At 73.9% G+C, this 20,703-nt stretch carries 15 protein-coding genes; 7 read left to right on the plus strand and 8 right to left on the minus strand.

The annotated features are described in order from the left end of the window. Window positions 1–57: 57 nt before the first annotated feature. The 4 genes from QFZ64_RS24195 to QFZ64_RS24210 all read right to left on the minus strand — a co-directional run bounded on the left by QFZ64_RS24195 (window position 58) and on the right by QFZ64_RS24210 (window position 7,753). Window positions 58–1,947: an ABC transporter ATP-binding protein gene (locus QFZ64_RS24195; protein WP_307069054.1), complete on the minus strand. Its 1,890-nt coding sequence runs from the start codon at window positions 1,945–1,947 to the stop codon at window positions 58–60. Beyond that, window positions 1,944–3,821 (minus strand): ABC transporter ATP-binding protein, encoded by a 1,878-nt coding sequence (locus QFZ64_RS24200; protein WP_307069056.1) that lies wholly within the window; start codon window positions 3,819–3,821, stop codon window positions 1,944–1,946. Before QFZ64_RS24200 ends, QFZ64_RS24195 begins: the two co-directional genes overlap by 4 nt. Before the next feature lie 99 nt (window positions 3,822–3,920). Then, window positions 3,921–5,837, minus strand: coding sequence for an ABC transporter ATP-binding protein (locus QFZ64_RS24205; RefSeq protein WP_307069058.1), 1,917 nt, complete (start codon window positions 5,835–5,837; stop codon window positions 3,921–3,923). Then, on the minus strand, window positions 5,834–7,753 hold the full coding sequence (locus QFZ64_RS24210; protein WP_307069060.1) for an ABC transporter ATP-binding protein: 1,920 nt from the start codon (window positions 7,751–7,753) through the stop codon (window positions 5,834–5,836). Before QFZ64_RS24210 ends, QFZ64_RS24205 begins: the two co-directional genes overlap by 4 nt. A 172-nt stretch (window positions 7,754–7,925) precedes the next feature. Here QFZ64_RS24210 and QFZ64_RS24215 point away from each other — a divergent pair, with 172 nt between their 5' ends. The 4 genes from QFZ64_RS24215 (at window position 7,926) to QFZ64_RS24230 (ending at window position 11,684) form a co-directional block, all read left to right on the plus strand. After that, entirely contained in the window at window positions 7,926–8,885 is a 960-nt protein-coding gene (locus QFZ64_RS24215) for an ATP-binding cassette domain-containing protein (protein ID WP_373430771.1), read from the plus strand. Window positions 8,886–8,968: 83 nt separating this feature from the next. Beyond that, window positions 8,969–9,703 carry an ABC transporter permease gene (locus tag QFZ64_RS24220; protein ID WP_307071849.1) on the plus strand — a complete coding sequence of 245 codons (735 nt, stop codon included), beginning with the start codon at window positions 8,969–8,971 and terminating at the stop codon, window positions 9,701–9,703. 87 nt (window positions 9,704–9,790) lie between these two features. Further along, window positions 9,791–11,041 carry a sensor histidine kinase gene (locus tag QFZ64_RS24225; protein ID WP_307069065.1) on the plus strand — a complete coding sequence of 417 codons (1,251 nt, stop codon included), beginning with the start codon at window positions 9,791–9,793 and terminating at the stop codon, window positions 11,039–11,041. Next, on the plus strand, window positions 11,031–11,684 hold the full coding sequence (locus tag QFZ64_RS24230) for a response regulator transcription factor (protein ID WP_307069067.1): 654 nt from the start codon (window positions 11,031–11,033) through the stop codon (window positions 11,682–11,684). The genes QFZ64_RS24225 and QFZ64_RS24230 overlap by 11 nt, the downstream gene beginning before the upstream one ends. Window positions 11,685–11,825: 141 nt before the next feature. Here the strand turns inward: QFZ64_RS24230 and glgX are convergent, their stop codons facing one another. Next, window positions 11,826–14,078 carry a glycogen debranching protein GlgX gene (glgX, locus tag QFZ64_RS24235; protein ID WP_307069068.1) on the minus strand — a complete coding sequence of 751 codons (2,253 nt, stop codon included), beginning with the start codon at window positions 14,076–14,078 and terminating at the stop codon, window positions 11,826–11,828. A 363-nt stretch (window positions 14,079–14,441) separates the two neighbouring features. On the opposite strand from glgX, the gene QFZ64_RS24240 reads away from it, so the two are divergent. Then, entirely contained in the window at window positions 14,442–15,680 is a 1,239-nt protein-coding gene (locus tag QFZ64_RS24240; protein WP_307069070.1) for an Ig-like domain-containing protein, read from the plus strand. A 321-nt stretch (window positions 15,681–16,001) separates the two neighbouring features. Here QFZ64_RS24240 and QFZ64_RS24245 read toward each other — a convergent pair whose 3' ends face one another. Next, the gene (locus QFZ64_RS24245; protein ID WP_307069072.1) at window positions 16,002–16,769 is read right to left on the minus strand and encodes an enoyl-CoA hydratase/isomerase family protein; all 768 of its coding nucleotides are present in this window, start codon (window positions 16,767–16,769) and stop codon (window positions 16,002–16,004) included. Between the two features lie 180 nt (window positions 16,770–16,949). Between QFZ64_RS24245 and QFZ64_RS24250 the strand changes: the two genes are divergently transcribed. Further along, the gene (locus QFZ64_RS24250; RefSeq protein ID WP_307069074.1) at window positions 16,950–17,447 is read left to right on the plus strand and encodes an ATP-binding protein; all 498 of its coding nucleotides are present in this window, start codon (window positions 16,950–16,952) and stop codon (window positions 17,445–17,447) included. A gap of 131 nt (window positions 17,448–17,578) precedes the next feature. Beyond that, a complete protein-coding gene (locus QFZ64_RS24255) occupies window positions 17,579–17,791 on the plus strand; it encodes an EF-hand domain-containing protein (protein ID WP_307069075.1) in 213 nt (70 codons plus the stop codon). A 103-nt stretch (window positions 17,792–17,894) separates the two neighbouring features. Here the strand turns inward: QFZ64_RS24255 and QFZ64_RS24260 are convergent, their stop codons facing one another. Together QFZ64_RS24260 and leuA are read right to left on the minus strand one after the other, a co-directional pair. Continuing rightward, window positions 17,895–18,740 (minus strand): ABC transporter ATP-binding protein, encoded by an 846-nt coding sequence (locus QFZ64_RS24260; RefSeq protein WP_307069077.1) that lies wholly within the window; start codon window positions 18,738–18,740, stop codon window positions 17,895–17,897. Beyond that, a complete protein-coding gene (leuA, locus tag QFZ64_RS24265; protein WP_307069078.1) occupies window positions 18,737–20,509 on the minus strand; it encodes a 2-isopropylmalate synthase in 1,773 nt (590 codons plus the stop codon). The genes QFZ64_RS24260 and leuA overlap by 4 nt, the downstream gene beginning before the upstream one ends. Window positions 20,510–20,703 lie beyond the last annotated feature (194 nt).

Below are 20,703 nucleotides of genomic sequence, written 5' to 3' on the forward strand. Positions count from 1 at the left end.
GCCCAGGACGTGAGTTGAGAGACCGTCAGTATTCGGACGATCGCCCTCCGCCTGTGCTCAGCCGGCCGGACCCGACGGAGCGCCGTTCCCGGCCCCCGTGTCCGCCGCCCGTCCGGTCCCACCGGCCGAATCGGTCCCGGTGGCCGAAAACTGCCCCTCGCCGTGCCAGGAGTGCCACAGCGCCGCATATGTCCCGCCCGCCGCCACCAGGCTCTCGTGCCTGCCCAGCTCGGTCAGCCGGCCGTCCTCCATCACCGCCACCCGGTCCGCGTCGTGCGCGGTGTGCAGCCGGTGCGCGATCGCGATCACCGTGCGGCCCGACAGCACCGCGGCGAGGGCGCGCTCGGTGCTCCGGGCGCTCGCCGGATCGAGCAGCGCCGTCGCCTCGTCGAGAATGAGCGTGTGCGGATCGGCCAGCACCACCCGTGCCAGGGCGAGTTGCTGCGCCTGCGAGCCGTCGGTCGCGTGCCCGCCGGTTCCCAGCACGCAGTCCAGGCCGTCCGGCAGCCCGGCGACCCAGCCGTCCGCCCCCACCGCGGCCAGCGCCCGCCACAGCTCGCGGTCGGTGGCGGACGGTTCGGCGATCCGCAGGTTGTCCCGGACCGTGCCGAGGAACACGTGGTGCTCCTGCGTGACCAGGACGACCTGACGGCGCAACCGCTCCGGACCGAGCGCCGTGACCGGCACGCCGCCCACCGTCACCGTGCCCGAGCCCGGCGCGTCGATGCCCGCCAGCAGCCGGCACAGCGTGCTCTTGCCCGCGCCCGACGGCCCGACCACCGCCAGCCGCTCCCCGGGCCGCACGGTCAGGTCGACGCCACGCAGCACCTCCTCGCCACCGTCGTAGGCGTAGCGCACGCCGCGCACCTCGATCCGGTCGTCCACCGGGTCCGGTGCCGGTGCGCGCCCGGCCGGATCGGTGTGCGGCGCCCCGGCCAGGCCCTCCACGCGCGCGAACGAGGCGCCGCTGCTCTGCAGCTGCTCCACGTGCGTCAGGATCGTGTCCAGCGGCTCGGTGAGCTGCCGCAGATACAGCGCCGCCGCCACCACCTCGCCGACGCTCACCAGCCCGTGCGCGTGCAGCGCCCCGCCCGCCGTGAGCACCGCGGCCACCGGCACGACGTACGACGAGTCCACCGCGGGGAAGAACACACTGCGCAGGAACAGCGTGCGCAGCCGGGCGGAGCGGGAGGCCGCCAGCGCCCGACGGCTCGCGGCGATCCTGCGTCGCCCGAGTCCGAGCAGCTCCACCGTGCGGGCCCCCTCGGCGGTCGCGGCGAGGATCTCGGCCACGTCGGAGTTGGCCGCCCCCTCCACGAGGTAGGCGGTACGCGCCCGCCGCAGGTACCAGCGCAGCGCGCACCCGATGCCCACCATGCCGAGCAGCCCGCAGGCGCCGAGCAGCGGGTTCAGCAGCAGCACCGCGCCGAACAGGAACAGGACCTGCACCGAGCAGATCAGCAACTGGGGGCCCGCGTCCCGCAGCGTGGTGCCGACCGCGGCCACGTCCGCGGTGCCCCGCGCGGTCAGATCGCCCGTGCCGGCCCGTTCCACCACCGAGGCGGGCAACGCCAGCGCCCGGTCCACGAATTCCTCGCGGATCCGGGCCAGCGCCCGCTCGCCGAAGCGGTGGCCCAGGTAGCGGGCCCAGCGCGCCAGCACCGTCTCCGCCAGCGCGCACAGCAGGAGCCAGGGCGCCAGCCGGTCCACGGCGCCGGTGCCGGCCCCGGCCCGCACCTCGTCGACCAGCCGTCCGATCAGCCACGGCCCGGCCAGGCCGACGCCCGCCGCCAGCGCGTTGAGCGCGAGCACGACGCCGAACGCCCGGCCGTCGGCCCGCACCACCCGCACCGCGGCCCGCCGCACCTGGGCGGCCCCGGCCACCGGGAGCCGCCCGGACGCCTGTTCGTCGATGCCGCCGTCCTTCGGGGTCGCGGGCGCGGTCACCGTACGGCCTCCCTGGCGTCTCTGGAGTCGCCGGAGTCGCCGGAGTCGCCGGAGTCCCTGGAGTCCCTGGAATCCCTGGCGGGTCCGGCCGGGCCGTCGCGCCCGCCGGGCTCGTCGTGGCCATCGGGCTCGTCGCGACCGTCGGGCTCGTCGGGCCCGGCGGCCTCTTCGTCCCGGGACACCAGCGCCCGGTACCCCGGTTCCTCGGCGAGCAGCCGGTCGTGCGGGCCGTGGGCCGCGACCTTCCCGTCGACCAGGTGGTACACCGTGTCGGCGCGCTCGAGCAGCAGCGGCGAACCGGTGACGAGCAGCGTCGTGCGCCCGGTGCGGACGGCCCGCAGCCGGGCCGCGACCACCGCCTCCGTGTGTGCGTCGAGGGCGGAGGTCGGCTCCACCGCCAGCAGCACCTCCGGATCCGCCAGCAGCGCCCGCGCCAGCCGCACCCGCTGTCGCTGACCGCCCGACAGATTGCGGCCCTGCGCGTCGACCGGTGTGTCCAGTCCCCGCGGCAGCCCCCGTACGACGTCCTCGGCCGCCGCCGCGTGCACCGCGCGGGCGAGCGCCCCCGCACGCGGAGCCCCCTCACTCGCCCCCTCGCCCGGGCCGCCGATCAGCTCGCGCAGCGGCCCCGCGAACAGGTCGGCCTCGTTGTCGGCGACGAGGATCCGCTCCCGGACCCGGGCCGCCGGTACGGCGTCGAGCCGTACCCCGCCCCACGTCACCGCCGACTCCGTGCACCGGCCCAGCCGGTCCACCACCGCCGCCGTGTCCGAGGGCCGTGCCCCGGCCAGCGCCGTCAGCAGGCCCGGCACCACCCGCACCCCCGAGTCCGGGTCGTACAGCTCGGCCGGACCGGCGGGCGGCGGCGCGGTGCCGGTGTCCGGCAGCGGGGCGAGCCGCAGGAACGCCACGACCCGGCGCGCGGCGACCAGCCCCCGGCTGACCTGGTAACCGCATTCGAGGAAGAACGCCACCGGCGCCACCAGCACCGCCACATACCCGTAGACCGACACCAGTTCGCCCACGGTGATCGACCCCTGCGCCGCCAGCCGCGCCGCCGGCCAGGTCACCGCGGCCAGGAACAGCGTCGGCAGCCCGAGGCCCAGGGCCTGCACCCAACTGGTCACCGCGCCCACCCGGTAGCCCTGATCGCGCAGCCGCCCCGAGTCCGCCCGGAAGGCGTCCGCGAACAGCCCCTTGCCGCCGAGCCCGCCGAGCACCCGCAGCCCGCCCGCCAGGTCCCCGATGCGCGCGGTCAGCAGCCCCTGCCGCTCCCGGTACTCCGTCTCCACGCCCTGCAGCCGGTTCAGCAGCGGACCGACGACCACCGCCAGCACCGGCACCCCGAGCAGCACCAGCACCGCCAGCAGCGGCGAGATCGACAGCAGCAGCCCGGCCACCACGAGATACGCCACGACCGCGCCGACTCCCGGACCGACCACCGTCAGGGACGAACTGATCGTCTGTACGTCGCCCACGCCGATCGTGACCACCTCCCCGGTCCCGACCTGCCGCGACAGCGCCACCCCCAGCCGTACCGCCTGCCCCACCACCACCTTGACGGTGCGGAAGTTGGCGTCCATCCGGACCTGGGTCATCACCCGGTGCCGTATGAGGCCCACCCCCGCGTTGCACGCACCGACCGCCAGGAGCGCCGCCGACCAGCCGGCCAGCGCCGCCTGGTCGCCGCGCTGCAGGCCGTCGTCTACCGCCCGTGACATCAGGTACGGGGCGGCAGCGAGCAGCACCATCCAGACCGTGCCGAGGACGGCGCCCGCGGCCGCCCGGCCCGGCTGGCGCGTCACCAGCCACCACAGATAACGGCCGCCCCCGCGCGCGTCGGGCGTGCCCGGATCGCCGTGCGCGTCGATCATCCGCTCCCTCCCCCTGAATCCCCGCGTCCCGTGGACCGTGCTCCCTCGTTCGTGCTCCGTGCTCCGCGTCCCACGCGCCCCGTGCTCCTGCGACGGTCGCTACACCAGGCTCTCCCGCCATGCCCGGTGCAGGTTCGAGAAGCGGCCCGTGCCGGCGATCAGGGCGGAGGGGGCGCCGTCCTCCACCACGCGGCCGTGTTCCATCACCAGCACCCGGTCCGCGATCTCCACCGTCGACAGCCGGTGGGCGATCACCACCGCCGTACGGCCCCGCAGCACCGTCTCCATCGCCCGCTGCACCGCCCGCTCGCCGGGCACGTCGAGCGAGCTGGTCGCCTCGTCGAGGATCAGCACGCCGGGGTCGGCGAGCAACGCCCGTGCGAAGGCGACGAGTTGGCGCTGGCCGGCGGAGATGCGGCCGCCCCGCTTGCGGACGTCCGTGTCGTAGCCGTCGGGCAGCGCGGCGATGAAGTCGTGCGCGCCGATCGCCTTCGCGGCCCGCTCGATCTCCTCCCGCGTCGCGTCCGGGCGCCCCAGCGCGATGTTCTCCGCGACCGAGCCGGAGAACAGGAACGCCTCCTGCGTCACCATCACCACACCCCGCCGCAGCTCCGCCGTGCTCAGCGCGCGCAGGTCGACGCCGTCCAGGAGCACCCGGCCCTCGGTCGGGTCGTAGAACCGGGCCAGCAGCTTCGCCAGCGTCGACTTGCCCGCGCCCGTGGAACCGACCACGGCCACCGTCTGCCCGGCGGGCAGCGTCAGCGAGAAGCGGGGCAGCACCTCGCCGCCCGTGCGGTACGCGAACCGGACACCGTCGAACACCACCTCGCGGCCCGGCAGTTCCGACGGGGCCGGGGGCAGCGGCAGCGGCTCGGCCGGCTCGGGCACCGACGGCCGCTGCGCCAGCAGCCCCGCGATCTTCTCCAGTGAGGCCGCCGCCGACTGGTAGGAGTTGAGGAACATGCCGAGCCGGTCGATCGGGTCGTACAGCCGCCGCAGATACAGCACGGCCGCCGCCAGCACCCCCAGCGCCAGCGTGCCGTCGGCCACCCGGTAGGCGCCCCAGAGCACCATCCCGGCCACCGCCGTGTTCGCCACCAGCCGGGAGCCGACGACATAGCGGGCCATCTCCAGCATGCCGTCGCCGTTGGCACGGGCGTGCCGCTGGTTCAGGACGCGGAAGTCGGCGTCGTTGACGTCCTCGCGGCGGAACGCGCGCACCGGGCGGATGCCGTTCATCGTCTCCGCGAACTTCACGATCACCGCCGCGATCGCCGTCGACCGCAGCCGGAACACCCGGCCCGCGCGGTGCCGGTACAGCCGCACCATCCCGTACAGCGGCACGAACGAGGCCACGGCCACCGCGCCGATGCCGAGGTCCAGCCAGAGCAGCATCGCCGAGATGTAGACGAAGGAGAGGATCACCATGACCAGTTCCTGCAAACCCTCGTTGAGGAGCTCGCGCAGGGACTCGACGTCGGTCGTGGAGCGGGAGATCAGCCGGCCGGAGGTGTAGCGCTCGTGGAAGTCGATGCTCAGTGCCTGGGCGTGCCGGAAGATTCTGCCGCGCAGGTCGAGCAGCACGTCCTGGCTCACCCGGCCGGAGAGCGCGATGAACGCGTACTGCAGGGCGCCGGAGGCGGCCGAGGCGAGCAGGTAGCCGACCGCCACCGCGATCAGCGGGCCGTGCCGGCCGTCCCGGAACGCGGGGACGGCCCGGTCGAGGGCGTACGCCACGAGCAGGGGGCCGATCTGCACGGCGGCCTGCTGCACCAGGAGCAGGACGACGGTGAGGACGACGCGGGGGCGCATCGGCGCGAGCAGGGAGCGCAGCAGGACGCCCGTCGCACCGGGCGGGGTGGGCAGCGCGTCCCGGTCGAAGGGGTCACCGGAGCCGGACGGCTCCGCCGGGCCGGCGGCGTCCGGGCGGCCACCGTGCGGAGCCGGGGCGGTCACGGCGCCGCCCTGAGCGGGCTCCTCCTCGTACGGTTCGGCGGCGGTCGTGGGCGCCGTCATGGGCGGGCCTCCTGTTCCGTGGCCGACGTGGTGAGCGGACCGGCCTTCGAGGCGGGCGCCTTGCAGGCGGACGAGGCGGGGCGGGCCGGGGCCGGCCCCGGGGGCCCTTCCGGTTCCGTGCCGGACATCAGGCGGGCGTACTCCGGGTTGTCGCGCAGCAGTTCGTGATGTGTGCCGACGGCGGTGATCCGGCCGCCGGAGAGCAGTGCGACCCGGTCGGCGAGCAGCACCGTGGACGGGCGGTGGGCGACGACCAGTGCCGTCGTCGCGGCCAGCACCCGCCGCAGCGCGGCCTCCACCGCGGCCTCCGTGTGCACGTCGAGCGCGGACAGCGGGTCGTCCAGGACGAGGAAGCGCGGCCGGCCGACGACCGCGCGGGCCAGCGCCAGCCGCTGCCGCTGGCCGCCGGACAGACTCAGGCCCTGCTCGCCGACCTGCGTCCCGGACCCCTGCGGCAGCGCGTGCACGAAGTCGGCCTGTGCCACCGCGAGCGCCCGCTCCAGCTCTGTCTCGCCCGCCGTGTCCGGGGCGCCCATCAGGACGTTCTCGCCTACGGAGGCGGAGAACAGCGTGGGCTCCTCGAAGGCCACGGCCACCAGCGTGCGCAGCTCCTGCCGCGGCATCGCCGTGATGTCCCGCCCGTCGAGCGTGATCCGCCCCGCGGTCGCCTCGTGCAGCCGGGGGACGAGCGCGGTCAGCGTGGTCTTGCCGCTGCCGGTCGCCCCGACCAGGGCCATCGTCTCGCCGGGCCGGATGTGCAGGTCGATCCGGTCCAGGACGGGCGGGGAGCCGGCCGGGGCGTCCGGGTACCGGAACCGCACCCCGTCGAACAGCACGCCGTCGGCCGGAACGCCGTCGGCCGGAGCGGTGACACCGGCGGACCTCACCTCGGCCGCATCGGCGTCGGCCCCGTCCCCCTCCCCCTCCTCTTCCTCCGTCATCACCTCGAAGAACCGTGCCGTCGCCGTCGCCGCCTCCTGGCTCATCGCCAGCAGGAAGCCGATGGAGTCCACCGGCCAGCGCAGTGCCAGCGCCGTCGACAGGAAGGCGACCAGCGTGCCCGCGGACAGGCTGCCGTCCGCCACCCGTACCGTGCCGAGGACCAGCGCCGCCCCGATGGCGAGTTCGGGCAGGGTGACCATCACCGCGAAGATCGACGCCAGCAGCCGCGCCTTCGCCAGCTCCGTCCCGCGCAGTTTCCCCGACAGCTCGCGGAAGGCGCGCGCCTGGCTGCGGTGCCGGCCGAACCCCTTGACGATCCGGATGCCGAGCACGCTCTCCTCGACCACGGTGGTCAGATCGCCCACCTGGTCCTGTGCCCGCCGCGCCACCAGCGAGTACCGGCGCTCGAACATCGCGCACACGAGCACGACCGGCACCGCGGGCCCGAGGATCACCAGCCCCAGCGGCCAGTCCTGAGCCAGCATGATGGTCACGCCCACAAGGATCGTCACGCCGTTGACCAGCAGGAACGTCAGCGGGAAGGCGAGGAACTGACGCAGCAGCATCAGATCCGTCGTCGCCCGGGACAGCAGTTGCCCGGAGGCCCACCGGTCGTGGAAGGCCACCGGCAGTCGCTGCAGGTGCCGGTACAGATCGGCCCGCATGTCCGCCTCGACCTGCGACAGCGGACGCGCCACCAGCAACCGCCGCAGCCCGAACAGCAGCGCCTCGGCGACCCCGAGCAGCAGCAGGTACAGCGCGCCCAGCCACACGCCCCGCGGGTCCTTGTCCGCGACCGGTCCGTCCACCATCCACTTCAGGACGAGCGGGATCACCAGTCCCACGCACGAGGCGACTATCGCGACGAACGCGGCCGTGAACAGCCGCACCCGCACGGGGCGTACGTACGGCCACAGGCGCACGAGGGTGCGAACGGCGGAACGGTCGTCGGCGGTGGCAGGTGTCTCGGACATCATCAGCGACTGTACGGTTCGCCACTGACAGTGCCCACCGGGTTTCGCGCCGGGTCCCCGGTCCGCCGGGCCGGTTCACCGGTCCCGCAGGCCGGTTCACCGGTCCCGCGCCCGTCCGGTCGTACCCCCCGCATCCACCGATCGGACGATGCGGGTCCGAGCGGGACGGACGATGTGCCGGGGTGCCGCCCGCCGCGACCCTGGAGGCATGTCCCTCACCTCTGCCGAGCCCGTCATCGAAGTCAGCGGCCTGTACAAGACCTACGGCGGCCGGAACGTCGTCGACGGTGTGTCCTTCACCGTCGAGGAGGGCGAGATCTTCGGCGTCCTCGGCCCGAACGGCGCCGGCAAGACCACCACCGTGGAGTGCGTCGAGGGCCTGCGGGTGCCCGACGCCGGCCGGGTCCGGGTCGCCGGGCTCGACCCGGTCGCCGACCACGACCGGGTCACCCGGGTCCTCGGCGTCCAGCTCCAGGAGAGCGGGCTCCAGGCCAGACTCACCGTGCGCGAGGCGCTGGAGCTGTACGCCTCCTTCGCCCCGCGCCCCGCCGACTGGCGCCCCCTCGCCGAACGCCTCGGCCTCGACGCCAGGCTCGGCACCCGGTTCGCGAAGCTGTCCGGCGGTCAGAAGCAGCGGCTGTTCATCGCGCTCGCCCTGATCGGCGGCCCCCGCGTGGTCGTCCTGGACGAACTGACCACCGGCCTCGACCCGCGGGCCCGCCGGGACACCTGGCAGCTCATCGAGGACGTCCGCGCGAGCGGCGTCACCGTCCTCCTCGTCACCCACTTCATGGAGGAGGCCCAGCGGCTCTGCGACCGGATCGCGGTGCTGGACAAGGGCCGGATCGCCGCCCTGGACACCCCGCAGGGCCTGATCCGCCGCTCGGCGGGCGCCACCGTCATCAGCTTCACCCCGTCCGTGCCCCTGGACGAGGACCTGATCGCCGCGCTCCCCGAGGTGGCCTCGGTGACGCACAAGGACGGCCGGCTCACCCTCTCCGGCACCGACGCCACCGTCGACGCCGTCCTCACCCTCCTCGCCCGCCACCGCGTCACCGCCCACCAGCTCCGCGTCACCGACGCCACGCTCGACGACGCCTTCCTCGACCTCACGGAGACGACCACGCCATGACCAGCACCCCGACCGGCCCGACCGCCCCGGTCACCCCGACCGCTCAAGCCGCCCCGGGCCTCGCGCGCCGCGTCGGCACGCTGGTGCACCCCGCCGTCCTGCGCACCGAGATCCGGCTGTTCGGCCGCGAACCCGGCGCGCTCTTCTGGATCGTCTGCTTCCCCACCCTCCTGCTGGCGATCCTCGGCTCCATCCCCTCCTTCCGGGAGCACGACGACTCCGTCGGCGGTCTCCGTCTGGTCGACACCTACGTGCCCGTCACCGTGCTGCTCGGCATGATCCTCGGCGGCCTGCAGGCCATGCCGCAGGTCCTCACCGGCTACCGCGAGCGCGGCATCCTGCGCCGGATGTCCACCACCCCGGTCCGGCCCGCCGCGCTGCTCCTCGCCCACATGGTGGTCTTCGCGGGCGCGGCCCTGGTCTCGGCGCTGCTCTCGCTCCTCGTCGGCCGGTTCGCGTTCGGCGTCCGGCTGCCCGCGCAGGGCCCCGGCTACGCGCTCGCGCTGCTGCTGGCCGTCGCGGTCGCCCTCGCGCTGGGCTCGCTGGTCTCCGCGCTGTCCCGCACCACGAAGATCGCCGGGGCGGTCGGCAGCGCGGTGCTGTTCCCGATGATGTTCTGCGCCGGCCTGTGGGCGCCGGTGCAGAGCATGCCGGACGTGCTCGCCCGGATCGTCGGCTGGACACCCTTCGGCGCCGCCGCCGAGGCCCTGAACCGGGCCGCCGCCGGGCACTGGCCCGGCTGGACCCACCTGGGCGTGCTCGCCGCCTGGACGGTGCTGCTCACCGCCGGTGCCGCACGCTGGTTCCGCTGGGAGTGAGCGGGAGCGCGGGCGGGGGAGCGGGCGTGAGCGCCGGGCCGGCCGACGTTCGGGGACGCGTACGGGGACGTGCCGGACACTGGATCCATGACGAGCGTCACACAGCCGCAGTACAGGGCCTCCTTCGACCTCTGGGGGCCGTGGGTACTGCTGTCCGCGGGCGTCGTCGCGGCGGTCCTCTCCGCGTCCGGCGTCGGGATGGACCGGTCCGGGGTGGTCGCCTGCGCGGTGCTCGTACCGGCGGGGGCCGTGCTGCAGCTCTACTGGGGGCGGGCCAAACGGAAGCGGCCGGGTCCGGGCCGGACCGGCACCGTCCTGTACTTCGTACGCTGGGCCATCGCCTTCGTACTGACCTGGGCCAACCCGTTCTTCGCCTTCTACGCCGTGATCGGCTACTACACCGCGCCCCGGGAGCTGCCGCGCCGGCTGGTGATGCCCGGACTCGTCCTGACCGCCGTCACCATGGCCGGCAGCGAGATCGGCGGCTGGCCGCCGCACGGGCTGGTCCTCTGGCTCGGCTTCCTCCTCGTCCTGGGCGTCAACATCTGCATGGTCAGCGTGTTCACCCGGTACGCCGACCAGGAGCAGCTGAGGGTCACCACCCAGGCCGGGACCATCGCCGAACTCGAGCGCACCAACGCCGCGTTGCAGCAGGCCCTCGACGAGAACGCGGCCCTGCACGCCCAACTGCTCCTCCAGGCCCGCGAGGCCGGCATCGCCGACGAACGCCGACGCCTGGCCGCCGAGATCCACGACACCCTCGCCCAGGGCCTGACCGGGATCATCGCCCAGCTCCAGGTGGTCACCGGCACACCCGACCCGGCCACCGCCCGCACGCACGTGGAGCGCGCCGCCGCACTGGCCCGGCACAGCCTCGGTGAGGCCCGCCGCTCCGTGCACAACCTCGCCCCCGTCGCCCTCGCCGCCGACGGACTGCCCGAGGCGCTGCGCAAGACGGTCGCCGAGTGGGGCGAACGCAACGGGACACGCGCCGACTTCACCGTCACGGGGAACGCCGAGCAGCTCCACGACGAGGTCTCCGCGACCCTCCTCCGCATCGCCGAGGAGGCCCTCTCCAACGCCGCCCGGCACGCCCGCGCCGCCCGGGTCGGCGTCACCCTGTCCTTCATGGGCGACGAGGTCAGCCTCGACGTCCGCGACGACGGCTCCGGCTTCGATCCCGCCGCCGTGCCCGCCCGCACCCGGGGCGGCGGCTTCGGCCTCGACGGCATGCGGGCCCGCGCCGAACGCATCGCCGGCTCCGTCGCCGTGGAGGCCGAACCGGGGCAGGGCACGGCGGTGTCGGCTCGCGTACCGTTGGTGCGCCATGAGCCCTGACACCGCCCCCGACGCGCCGATCTCCCTCCTCGTCGTCGACGACCACCCCGTCGTACGGGACGGGCTGCGCGGCATGTTCGAGTCCGCGCCCGCGCCCGGGTTCACGGTGCTGGGAGAGGCGGCGGGCGGAGTGGAGGCCGTGGAGCGGGCCGTCGCGCTCGATCCGGACGTGGTGCTGATGGACCTGCGGATGCCGGGCGGTTCGGGCGTCGACGCGATCCGGGAGCTGGGGAGGCGGGGGGTGCGGGCGAAGGTCCTCGTGCTGACGACGTACGACACCGACTCCGACACGTTGCCGGCGATCGAGGCCGGGGCCACGGGCTATCTGCTGAAGGACGCGCCGCGCGAGGAACTGTTCACCGCGGTGAGGGCCGCGGCGCGCGGGCGTACGGTGCTGTCGCCCGCGGTGGCGACGCGGTTGGTGTCGGCGGTGCGGGCGCCGGGAGGTGAGCCGTTGTCGTCGCGCGAGCGGGAGGTGCTGGCGCTGGTCGCCAGGGGGACGTCGAACCGGGAGATCGCGCGGGCGCTGTTCATCAGCGAGGCGACGGTGAAGACGCACCTGACGCACCTGTACGCCAAGCTGGGCGTGAAGGACCGCGCGGCGGCGGTCGCCGCGGCGTACGACAGGGGAATTCTGGGCTGACGCCCGCAGTTCCCCGCGCCCCGGGAAAGGGGCGCGGGGCTGTGTCGATGTGCGGCTCCGCCGCGTGGGCGCGATCATTTCGGGGGTCCGGGGGGCGAAGCCCCCGGGGACGGGACGGTTAGGGGCGCCGGGAAAACGCGGCTACGCCGCCACCCGCAGCAGCAGTACCGTCCGCCCCGCCACCCGCACCACCGCACCCCCCTCGTACACCTCCCCCGGCACCACTCCCTGCGCCTCCCGCCCCGTATCGACGAGCACCTCGTACCGCTCCCCCCACGGCACCCCCGGCAAGACGAACGACACCTCCTCACCCCCCGCGTGCAGCACCGCGAGAAAGCTGTCGTCCACCACCGGCTCCCCCCGCGCGTCCCGCCCGGGAATGTCCCGCCCGGACAGGTACATCCCCAGCGTCGCCGCCGGCGCGTACCAGTCCTGTTCCGTCATCTCCTCTCCCCGCGCCGTGAACCAGGCCAGGTCCCGCAGCCCGTCCGCCGAGTGCGCCCGCCCGGAGAAGAACGCCCGCCGCCGCAGTACGGGATGGGCGTGCCGCAGCGCGATCAGACGCGACGTGAGGTCGAACAGGGCCCGCCACCCCGGCTCCTCCAGCAGGCTCCAGTCGACCCACCCGGTCTCGTTGTCCTGGCAGTACGCGTTGTTGTTGCCGCCCTGCGTGCGCCCCATCTCGTCGCCCGCGACCAGCATCGGCACGCCCGTGGACAGCAGCAGCGTGGTCAGCAGGTTCCGCAGCTGCCGGCGCCGCAGCGCCCGTACCGCCTCGTCCTCCGTCTCGCCCTCGACTCCGCAGTTCCAGGCGCGGTTGTCGTCGTTGCCGTCCCGGTTGCCCTCCCCGTTGGCCTCGTTGTGCTTGCGCTCGTACGACACCAGGTCCCGCAGCGTGAAACCGTCGTGCGCGGTGACGAAGTTGACCGAGGCGTACGGGCGGCGCCCGCCCCACGCGTACAGGTCGCTGGAGCCGGACAGCCGGTAGCCCATCTCCCGCACGTCCGGCAGCGCGTGCCGCCAGAAGTCGCGCACGGCGTCGCGGTAGCGGTCGTTCCACTCCGTCCACAGTGGAGGAAACGCGCCCACCTGGTAGCCGCCGGAGCCGACGTCCCACGGCTCGGCGATCAGCTTCACCCGGCGCAGCACCGGGTCCTGGGCGATCACCGCGAGGAACGGCGAGAGCATGTCGACGTCGTGCATCGAGCGGGCCAGCGCCGCCGCGAGGTCGAAGCGGAAGCCGTCCACGCCCATCTCCGTCACCCAGTAGCGCAGCGAGTCGGTGATCAGGCGCAGCACGTGCGGCTGGACGACGTGCAGGGTGTTGCCGCAGCCGGTGTAGTCGGCGTAGCGGCGGGCGTCCGGCTGGAGGCGGTAGTAGCCGCGGTTGTCGATGCCCTTGAGAGAGAGGGTCGGACCCAGCTCGCCCGCCTCCGCCGTGTGGTTGTAGACCACGTCGAGGATCACCTCGATCCCGGCCGCGTGCAGCGCCCGCACCATCCGCTTGAACTCGCCGACCTGCTGCCCGGCCGTCCCCGAGGCCGCGTACGCCGCGTGCGGGGCGAAGTAGCCGATCGAGTTGTAGCCCCAGTGGTTGCGCAGCCCCCGGCGCAGCAGATGGTCCTCGTGCGCGAACTGGTGCACGGGCAGCAGCTCCACCGCCGTCACACCCAGCCGCGTCAGGTGGGCGAGCGCCGCCGGGTGGGCCAACCCCGCGTACGTGCCGCGCAGTTCGGGCGGGATCTCCGGGTGCAGCATGGTGAAGCCGCGCACGTGGAGTTCGTACAGGACGGTGTCCGACCAGGGGGTCTTGGGCCGGCGGTCGTCGGCCCAGTCGTCGACGTCGTGGACGACGACGCCCTTGGGGACGTACGGCGCGGAGTCCCGCTCGTCGCGCACGGTGTCGGCGACGTGCTGCTCGGGCCAGTCCCGTACGTGCCCGTAGACCTCCGGCGGCAGCCCGAACTCCCCGTCCACCGCGCGGGCGTAGGGATCGAGCAGCAGCTTGGCGGGGTTCCAGCGGGCGCCGGTCCACGGGTCCCAGCGGCCGTGCACCCGGTAGCCGTAGTGCTGCCCGGGGCGGACGCCGGGCACGAAGCCGTGCCAGATCCCGTGCGTCAGCTCGGTGAGCGGGACCCGGGTCTCGGCGGCGCCGGGACCCGGCCCGTCGAACAGAGACAGCTCCACCGCCTCCGCACCCCCCGCCCACAGCGCGAAGTTGGTGCCCGCGGTGCCGTCCGGGCCGGTGCGGAACCGTGCCCCGAGCGGGGTCGGCGCCCCCGGCCACACCGGTGGCGCGGGCGCCGCGCGCGGGGCGCCGTCCAGCACGGCGTCGCGGCGGCTCGCGTGCCCCGCCGCTTCCTGTACTGCCTCCTGCTCGGCTGCGCTCGACACCGGTAGGCCTCCCGCGGCTCGGTGCGACGGCGCGGAAAAGGGCGCACGGCGTCCCGGCCGCGGCACCTCGTCGCGTCGTCCTCCCCAAGGTTCTGCCCAGAGCGTGGCACGCACTCACGTTTCGCGGGACCGCCGACGCGGAGACATGACAGGTGGGGGCACACGCGGGGCGGGAACGCCGCGCGCGCACCCCGGCGCGGCGCTGTCCGGCGCCCCACTCATCCGTGCGTGGCCGGAATTGGGACTGAACAGTGACAATCGCGGGGGTCCGGCGGGCCGTGCCGTGTGATTCATTTGCGCAGTACGCGCGTGTGACGCGCTGGAGTGCGGGCCTCGACAGGCCGTGCGAGGGGAGAACGACAAGTGAACAGACGACCGATACCGGGGGCGTCGGTTGGCGCACGGATACGCGGCCGCAGGGGGGTGGTCCGTGCGACGCTGCTGGGTTCGTTGCTGCTCGCGCTGACCGCGTGCGGCGGAGGCGGATCCGATTCGGGGGCGGCGAGCGGCGGCAAGGACGCGGACGGCGCCAAGAGCGTGTCGCCGCAGGCCGTGGTGACGATCGCGCCGAAGAACGGCGCCGACGGCGTGGCCACCAGCGGGGCCCTGAAGGTCACCGCGGCCAAGGGCCGGCTGACCGACGTGAGCGTCGAGGACGCCAAGGGCCACGAGGTGGACGGGAAGATCACCGGCGGGGGGACCGGCTGGACGCCTTCCGGCCATCTGGCCACCCACACCCACTACACCGTCCGCGCGGTCGCCAAGGACTCCGGCGGCCGCAGTACGACGCAGAAGTCCGGCTTCACCACGCTGACCCCGAAGGCCACCTTCACCGGCAACTTCACACCGGAGGACGGCACCAAGGTCGGCGTCGGGATGCCCTTCTCCGTCAACTTCACCCGGGGCATCACGCACCCGGAGGACGTGGAGAAGGCGATCACCATCAAGACCGAGCCGGCCGTCGAGGTCCGCGGCCACTGGTTCGGCAACGACCGGCTCGACTTCCGGCCCGAGGAGTACTGGAAGCCCGGCACCAAGGTCAGCGTCACGCTGAACCTGGACGGCGTCGAGGGCCGGCCCGGCGTCTACGGCAAGCAGGCCAAGAAGATCGGCTTCACGATCGGGCGCAGCCAGGTCTCCACGGTCGACGTCAAGACCCAGAAGATGACCGTCCGCCGCGACGGCAAGGTCATCAAGACCATCCCGGTCACCACCGGCAAGCCCGGCTACGACACGTGGAACGGCCAGATGGTCATCACCGAGCGCCTCTCGGTGACCCGGATGAACGGCGAGACGGTCGGCTACGGCGGCGAGTACGACATCAAGGACGTGCCGCACGCCATGCGTCTGACCAGCTCCGGCACGTTCATCCACGGCAACTACTGGGGCGGCGGCACCTTCGGCAACTACGCCTCCAGCCACGGCTGCGTCGGCCTGCGCGACGTCAAGGGCGGCTACGACGGCAGCGTGTCGGCGGCCTGGTTCTTCAACCGCTCGATGGTCGGCGACGTGGTGGTCGTGAAGCACTCCCACGACCGGACCGTCGCCCCGGACAACGGCCTCAACGGCTGGAACATGTCCTGGAAGCAATGGACGGCCTGACGAGGGGGAGGACCTGACGAGGGCGAGAGCCCGACGGCCCGGCACACCGACGGCCCACCGCGGCCCCGCGCCTTTCGAGGCACGGGGCCGCGGCGTCCGTCCGGGGGCTGCCGCGCGGCCCGCCGGAAAGGTCCTCAGGGCCTCTCGTTCGGATCATTCCGGCGTCGCGGGGTCCGGTACGCGCCTGTGCGGCGTTGTCGTCGGTTGCCGGGGCTCCGCCCTGGCGCCCTCCTCCGCCTTGCCGCCGCACGCACCGGACCCCGCTCGGGTCGGTCGAAGACGCACCGCGCCTCCCAGCCGGCCTGATCCGAACGAAAGACCCTAGACGAACTTCGCCCTGCCCGGCCCCTCCTCCACGAAGCTCCGCATCCCGCGCTCGCGGTCCTCCGTGGCGAACAGGCCCGCGAACCAGGTGCGTTCGACGGCCAGACCGGTCTCGATGTCGGTCTCCAGGCCCGCGTCGACCGACTCCTTCGCCGCGCGCAGCGCCAGCGCCGGCCCCCGCACCAGCCGCGCCGCCCAGGCACGCGCCGCCTCGTACACCTCGGCGGCCGGGACCACCCGGTCGACCAGGCCCAGCGCCAGCGCCTCGTCGGCCCCGACCTGACGGCCCGTGAAGATGAGGTCCTTCGCGCGGGACGGCCCGATCAGCCGGGACAGCCGCTGGGTGCCGCCCGCGCCGGGGATCAGCCCGAGCAGGATCTCCGGCTGGCCCAGCTTCGCGTCGTCCGCGGCGATGCGGTAGTCCGCGCAGAGCGCCAGTTCGCAGCCCCCGCCCAGCGCGTACCCGGTGACGGCGGCGACGACCGGCTTGGGGATGCGGGCGACGGCGGTGAAGGACTCCTGCAGGGCACGGGAGCGCACGACCATCGCGGCGTGGTCCATGTCCCGCATCTCCTTGATGTCCGCGCCGGCCGCGAACACCTTCTCCCCGCCGTAGAGGATCACCGCGCGCACGTCGTCGCGGCGCCCGGCCTCCTCCGCGAGCTCCTTGATCCGGTCCTGGACGGCCACGTTCAACGCGTTCATCGGCGGCCGGTCCAGCCGGACGGTGCCGATGCCTTCGGAGACTTCGAGATGTACGGTCATGCACGCAGGTTAACGTGCGCTAACGAGGGGCCGCCGGTGCCCGACCGCCCCGTTCCGTGCCACCGTGTCCCGGTCGTTATGTCCGGCCTCTTGCAGTTGACGCGGTGTCTCATCAGCCGTCCACGGGTGGAATCCGGCCGAACCGGCCCGTAGCTCCCGCCGGGCGGTCATGATGAGGGCATGGCGGGGCTGGAGGGCATCGATCAGCCGCGGGGACAGGGTCGTGCGACCGCCGCGCGCTGGACGCCCGCGGTGGAGGACGAACGGGCGCTGAAGGCGCTGGACCTGTTCGGCGACCCCACCCGGCGGGAAGTGTCGCTGCCGTCGCTCCCGGAGTCCGCCGCCACCGCCCGCCGCCTCGCGCAGGTCGTACTCCTGCGCCACTGGGGGCTCGGCCCCAAGCTGACGGAGGACGCCGTCCTGCTCGTCTCCGAGCTCGTGGGCAACGCCGTACGGCACACCGGCGCACGCGTGTTCGGGCTGCGGATGCACCGCCGTCGCGGCCGGATCCGGGTGGAGGTGCGGGACCCCTCGCGCGGCCTGCCCTGCCTCATGCCGGTCCAGGAACTGGACGAGAGCGGCCGCGGCCTCTCCCTCGTCGACACCCTCGCCGACCGCTGGGGCGTGGACCTGCTGCCGGTCGGCAAGACGACCTGGTTCGAGATGCGCGCGCCGTGACGTCGGCTCGCATGGCCGCCGCGCCGCGGGCTCGCGCGGGCCGTTAACCTGGCCTGCGTCAACAGGACGCCCGTACGGCGGCACCGCGCGTGCCCGGCGACGGACAAGGCACCACAGAAGGGGGCCGATCGGTGGCGGACATCGAGGCAGCGCGCAAGGAATTCCAGCGGATCGACACGGACGGCGACGGCTTCATCACCGCCGCGGAGTTCAAGTCCGCCCTGGCGCAGGGAGGGGACTGGAACGTCACCGAGTCGGTGGCCGAGTCCATCATCTCCAGCCGTGACCTCAACGGTGACAAGGTGCTGTCGTTCGACGAGTTCTGGACGTACCTGAACAAGTGACGTGCCCGGGTACGCCTCGTACCCGTATCCGTACTCGTACGTGGTCCCGTTCCGGAGGCGCCCACCGTGCACCGGTGGGCGCCCCCGCGCCGTTCGGCGCCGTTCAGCGCCGGCGTGCGACGCGCACGCTCCAGCGACCGCCGTGCCGGTCGAGCACGAGCGGCAGGTCGAAGCACTTGCCGACCTGGTCACCGGTGAGGACCTGCCCGGCCGGCCCCCGGGCCGACACGCACCCCTCGCGCAGCAGCAGCGCGTGACTCGTACCCGGCGGCAGCTCCTCCAGGTGGTGGGTGACCAGGACCGTCGCCAGCCGGGGGTGCTCCTCGCGCAGCGAGTCCAGCGCCTCGATGAACTGCTCCCGGCCCGGCAGGTCCAGGCCGGTGGCCGGTTCGTCGAGCAGCAGCAGCCGTGGCTCGGGCATCAGCGCGCGGGCGATCAGCACGCGGCCGCGCTCGCCCTGCGACAGCGTCGTCCAGCGGGCCTCCCGCCGGCCGGCCAGCCCCAGTGTGCCGATCAGCCGGTCGGCGCGCTCCTCCTGCTCCGCCGTCGGCGCCCAACGGGGCAGCCGCTCGACGGAGTTGGTCAGCCCGGTCAGGACGACGTCCCGCACCCGCAGCGCCGAACGCGGCGGATGCCGGGGGTCGACGTGCCCCACCAGCGACCGCAGCTCCCGCAGATCCACCGTGCCCAGCCGGCGGCCCAGCACCTCCACCGTGCCGTACGTGGGGTGGACGCGCGCGCCCAGCAGGCTCAGCAGGGTCGTCTTGCCGGCCCCGTTGGCGCCGAGGAGCGCCCAGTGCTCACCGGCGCGCACGGTCAGTGAGACGTCCCGCAGCAGGGGCCGCCCGTCCCGTACGACATGCACGTCCCGGGCGTCCAGAAGCACCGCCCTCGTACCGTCGCCGTCGCTCACCGCGTGGTCGCCGTCCCGCGCGCCCCCGCCGCTCATCGCGCCCCCGCCCGGTTCACGGCCGACAGCACCGCGTGCACGGACGCCGCCGGCACCGAGGTGTCCCGGCCCGCGCCCCACGCCGTGACGCCGTTCACCCGGCACTCCGCGTAGGCGACCGCGTCGCCGTCCGTGCCGGGGCCCGCCGCGTGCTCGGCGAAATCGAGAACCTCCACCGCGATCCCGGCCCCGGCGAGCGCGTCGGCGAACGCCGCCGACGGCCCGTTGCCGGTGCCCTCGTGGTCGCCGCTGTGGCCGTCGCGCTCCAGCGTGCACACGAACCGGTGCGCCCCGGACGGATCGGACGGGTCCTGCGTCGCCGACCAGGCGGACAGCGTCACCGCCCCGCCCTCCCGTCCCGGCGCCAGGTACGCCGTCTCGAACAGCGCGTACAGCTCCTTCGCCGTCGCCTCCCGGCCGCTGTCGTCGGTGGCCCGCTGCACCACCCGGGAGAAGTCCGCCCGCATCCGCGCCGGCAGGTCGACGCCGTGCCCGGTCCGCAACAGGTACGCCGTCCCGCCCTTCCCGGACTGCGAGTTGACCCGTATCACCGCCTCGTACGACCGCCCCAGGTCCGCCGGGTCGACCGGCAGGTACGGCACCGCCCACGGCGCCTCCCGCTCCGGCACCCCCAGCTCGGCGGCCCGCTTCGCGTGCGCGGCGAAGCCCTTGGCGACGGCGTCCTGGTGCGTGCCGGAGAACGCCGTGTGGACCAGCTCACCGGCGTACGGATGGCGCGGGTGCACCGGCAGCCGGTTGCAGTGCTCCACCGTCGCCCGCACCGCGTCGATGTCGCCCAGGTCGATCATCGGATCGACGCCCTGCGCGAACAGGTTGAGCGCCAGCGTCACCAGGTCGACGTTGCCGGTGCGCTCCCCGTTGCCGAACAGACAGCCCTCCACACGCTGCGCCCCCGCCAGCACGGCGAGTTCGGCGCAGGCGACGCCCGTACCGCGGTCGTTGTGCGGGTGGACGGACAGGACGACGGAGCCGCGGCGGGCCAGGTTGCGGTGGACGTACTCGATCTGGTCGGCGTAGACATTGGGCGTGGCGATCTCCACCGTGGCGGGGAGGTTGTGGGTGACCGGACGGTCGGGGCTCGCGTCCCACAGCTCGGTCAGCTCGTCGCACAGTTCGAGCACGTAGTCGGGCTCGGTCAGGTTGAACGTCTCGGGCGAGAACTGGAAGCGCACCCGGCCGCGCAGCCCGTCCGCGCGGCGGGCCATGCGCGCGGCCGCCTCCCGCACGGTCCGCCGCACCCCCTCCCGGTCCCGCCCCAGCACGACCTCCCGCCACACCGGCGAGGTGGCGATGTACAGATGGACGACGGCCCGGTCCAGCCCCTCGATCGCGTCGAAGGTGGTGTCGATCAGCTCCGGCCGGGCGGGCGTGAACACGACGGGTGTGACGTCGTCGGGCACTGCCCCGTCCGTCACCAGGTGCCGCACGAAGTCGAAGTCCGTGCGGCTCGCGGACGGATAGCCGACCTCGATCTCCTTGAACCCCATTTTGGTCAGCAGGTCGAAGAAGCGGCGCTTGCGCGGGGTGTCCATGGGCTCGGCGAGCGCCTGATTGCCGTCGCGCAGATCGACCGGCACCCACAGCGGGGCGCGTTCGATCCGGGCGGAGGGCCACCGCCGTCCGTCGACGGGAACGCGCACGCGCTCCTCGAAGGGGCGGTACCGGTGGTACGGCATCGAACTGGGCCGCTGCGCATTCCAGGGCTCCTGGGCGGACGGGTCGCCGTCGTACGTGATCGCGGTGTTCATGCTGGTCTATGGCTGCCTTCGGCTCGGTCGGAGGCGACCGGCGGCACGGCGGAACCCCGCGGCGGGGTGCCGGTCGTGGTCGGACCCCGCCGCGGCAGCCGAGAAGAAGCAGACCGCGGTACGTCATGCCGGTACGCTATCCACACCTCAGCTCCTCAGACAAGTTGTCCGGGGTGCGGGAAACGCGCCACCGC

Source organism: Streptomyces sp. B3I8, from assembly GCF_030816915.1.
Classification (GTDB): Bacteria; Actinomycetota; Actinomycetes; order Streptomycetales; family Streptomycetaceae; genus Streptomyces.

Bases quoted from the DNA above. Each gene is read 5' to 3' on its own strand.
- QFZ64_RS24225 (WP_307069065.1), top strand. From the start codon at position 9,791: ATGACGAGCGTCACACAGCCGCAGTACAGGGCCTCCTTCGACCTCTGG.
- leuA (WP_307069078.1), bottom strand. From the start codon at position 20,509: ATGAACACCGCGATCACGTACGACGGCGACCCGTCCGCCCAGGAGCCC.
- QFZ64_RS24230 (WP_307069067.1), top strand. From the start codon at position 11,031: ATGAGCCCTGACACCGCCCCCGACGCGCCGATCTCCCTCCTCGTCGTC.
- QFZ64_RS24215 (WP_373430771.1), top strand. From the start codon at position 7,926: ATGTGCCGGGGTGCCGCCCGCCGCGACCCTGGAGGCATGTCCCTCACC.
- QFZ64_RS24245 (WP_307069072.1), bottom strand. From the start codon at position 16,769: ATGACCGTACATCTCGAAGTCTCCGAAGGCATCGGCACCGTCCGGCTG.
- QFZ64_RS24205 (WP_307069058.1), bottom strand. From the start codon at position 5,837: ATGACGGCGCCCACGACCGCCGCCGAACCGTACGAGGAGGAGCCCGCT.
- QFZ64_RS24260 (WP_307069077.1), bottom strand. From the start codon at position 18,740: ATGAGCGGCGGGGGCGCGCGGGACGGCGACCACGCGGTGAGCGACGGC.
- QFZ64_RS24250 (WP_307069074.1), top strand. From the start codon at position 16,950: ATGGCGGGGCTGGAGGGCATCGATCAGCCGCGGGGACAGGGTCGTGCG.
- QFZ64_RS24200 (WP_307069056.1), bottom strand. From the start codon at position 3,821: ATGATCGACGCGCACGGCGATCCGGGCACGCCCGACGCGCGCGGGGGC.
- QFZ64_RS24210 (WP_307069060.1), bottom strand. From the start codon at position 7,753: ATGTCCGAGACACCTGCCACCGCCGACGACCGTTCCGCCGTTCGCACC.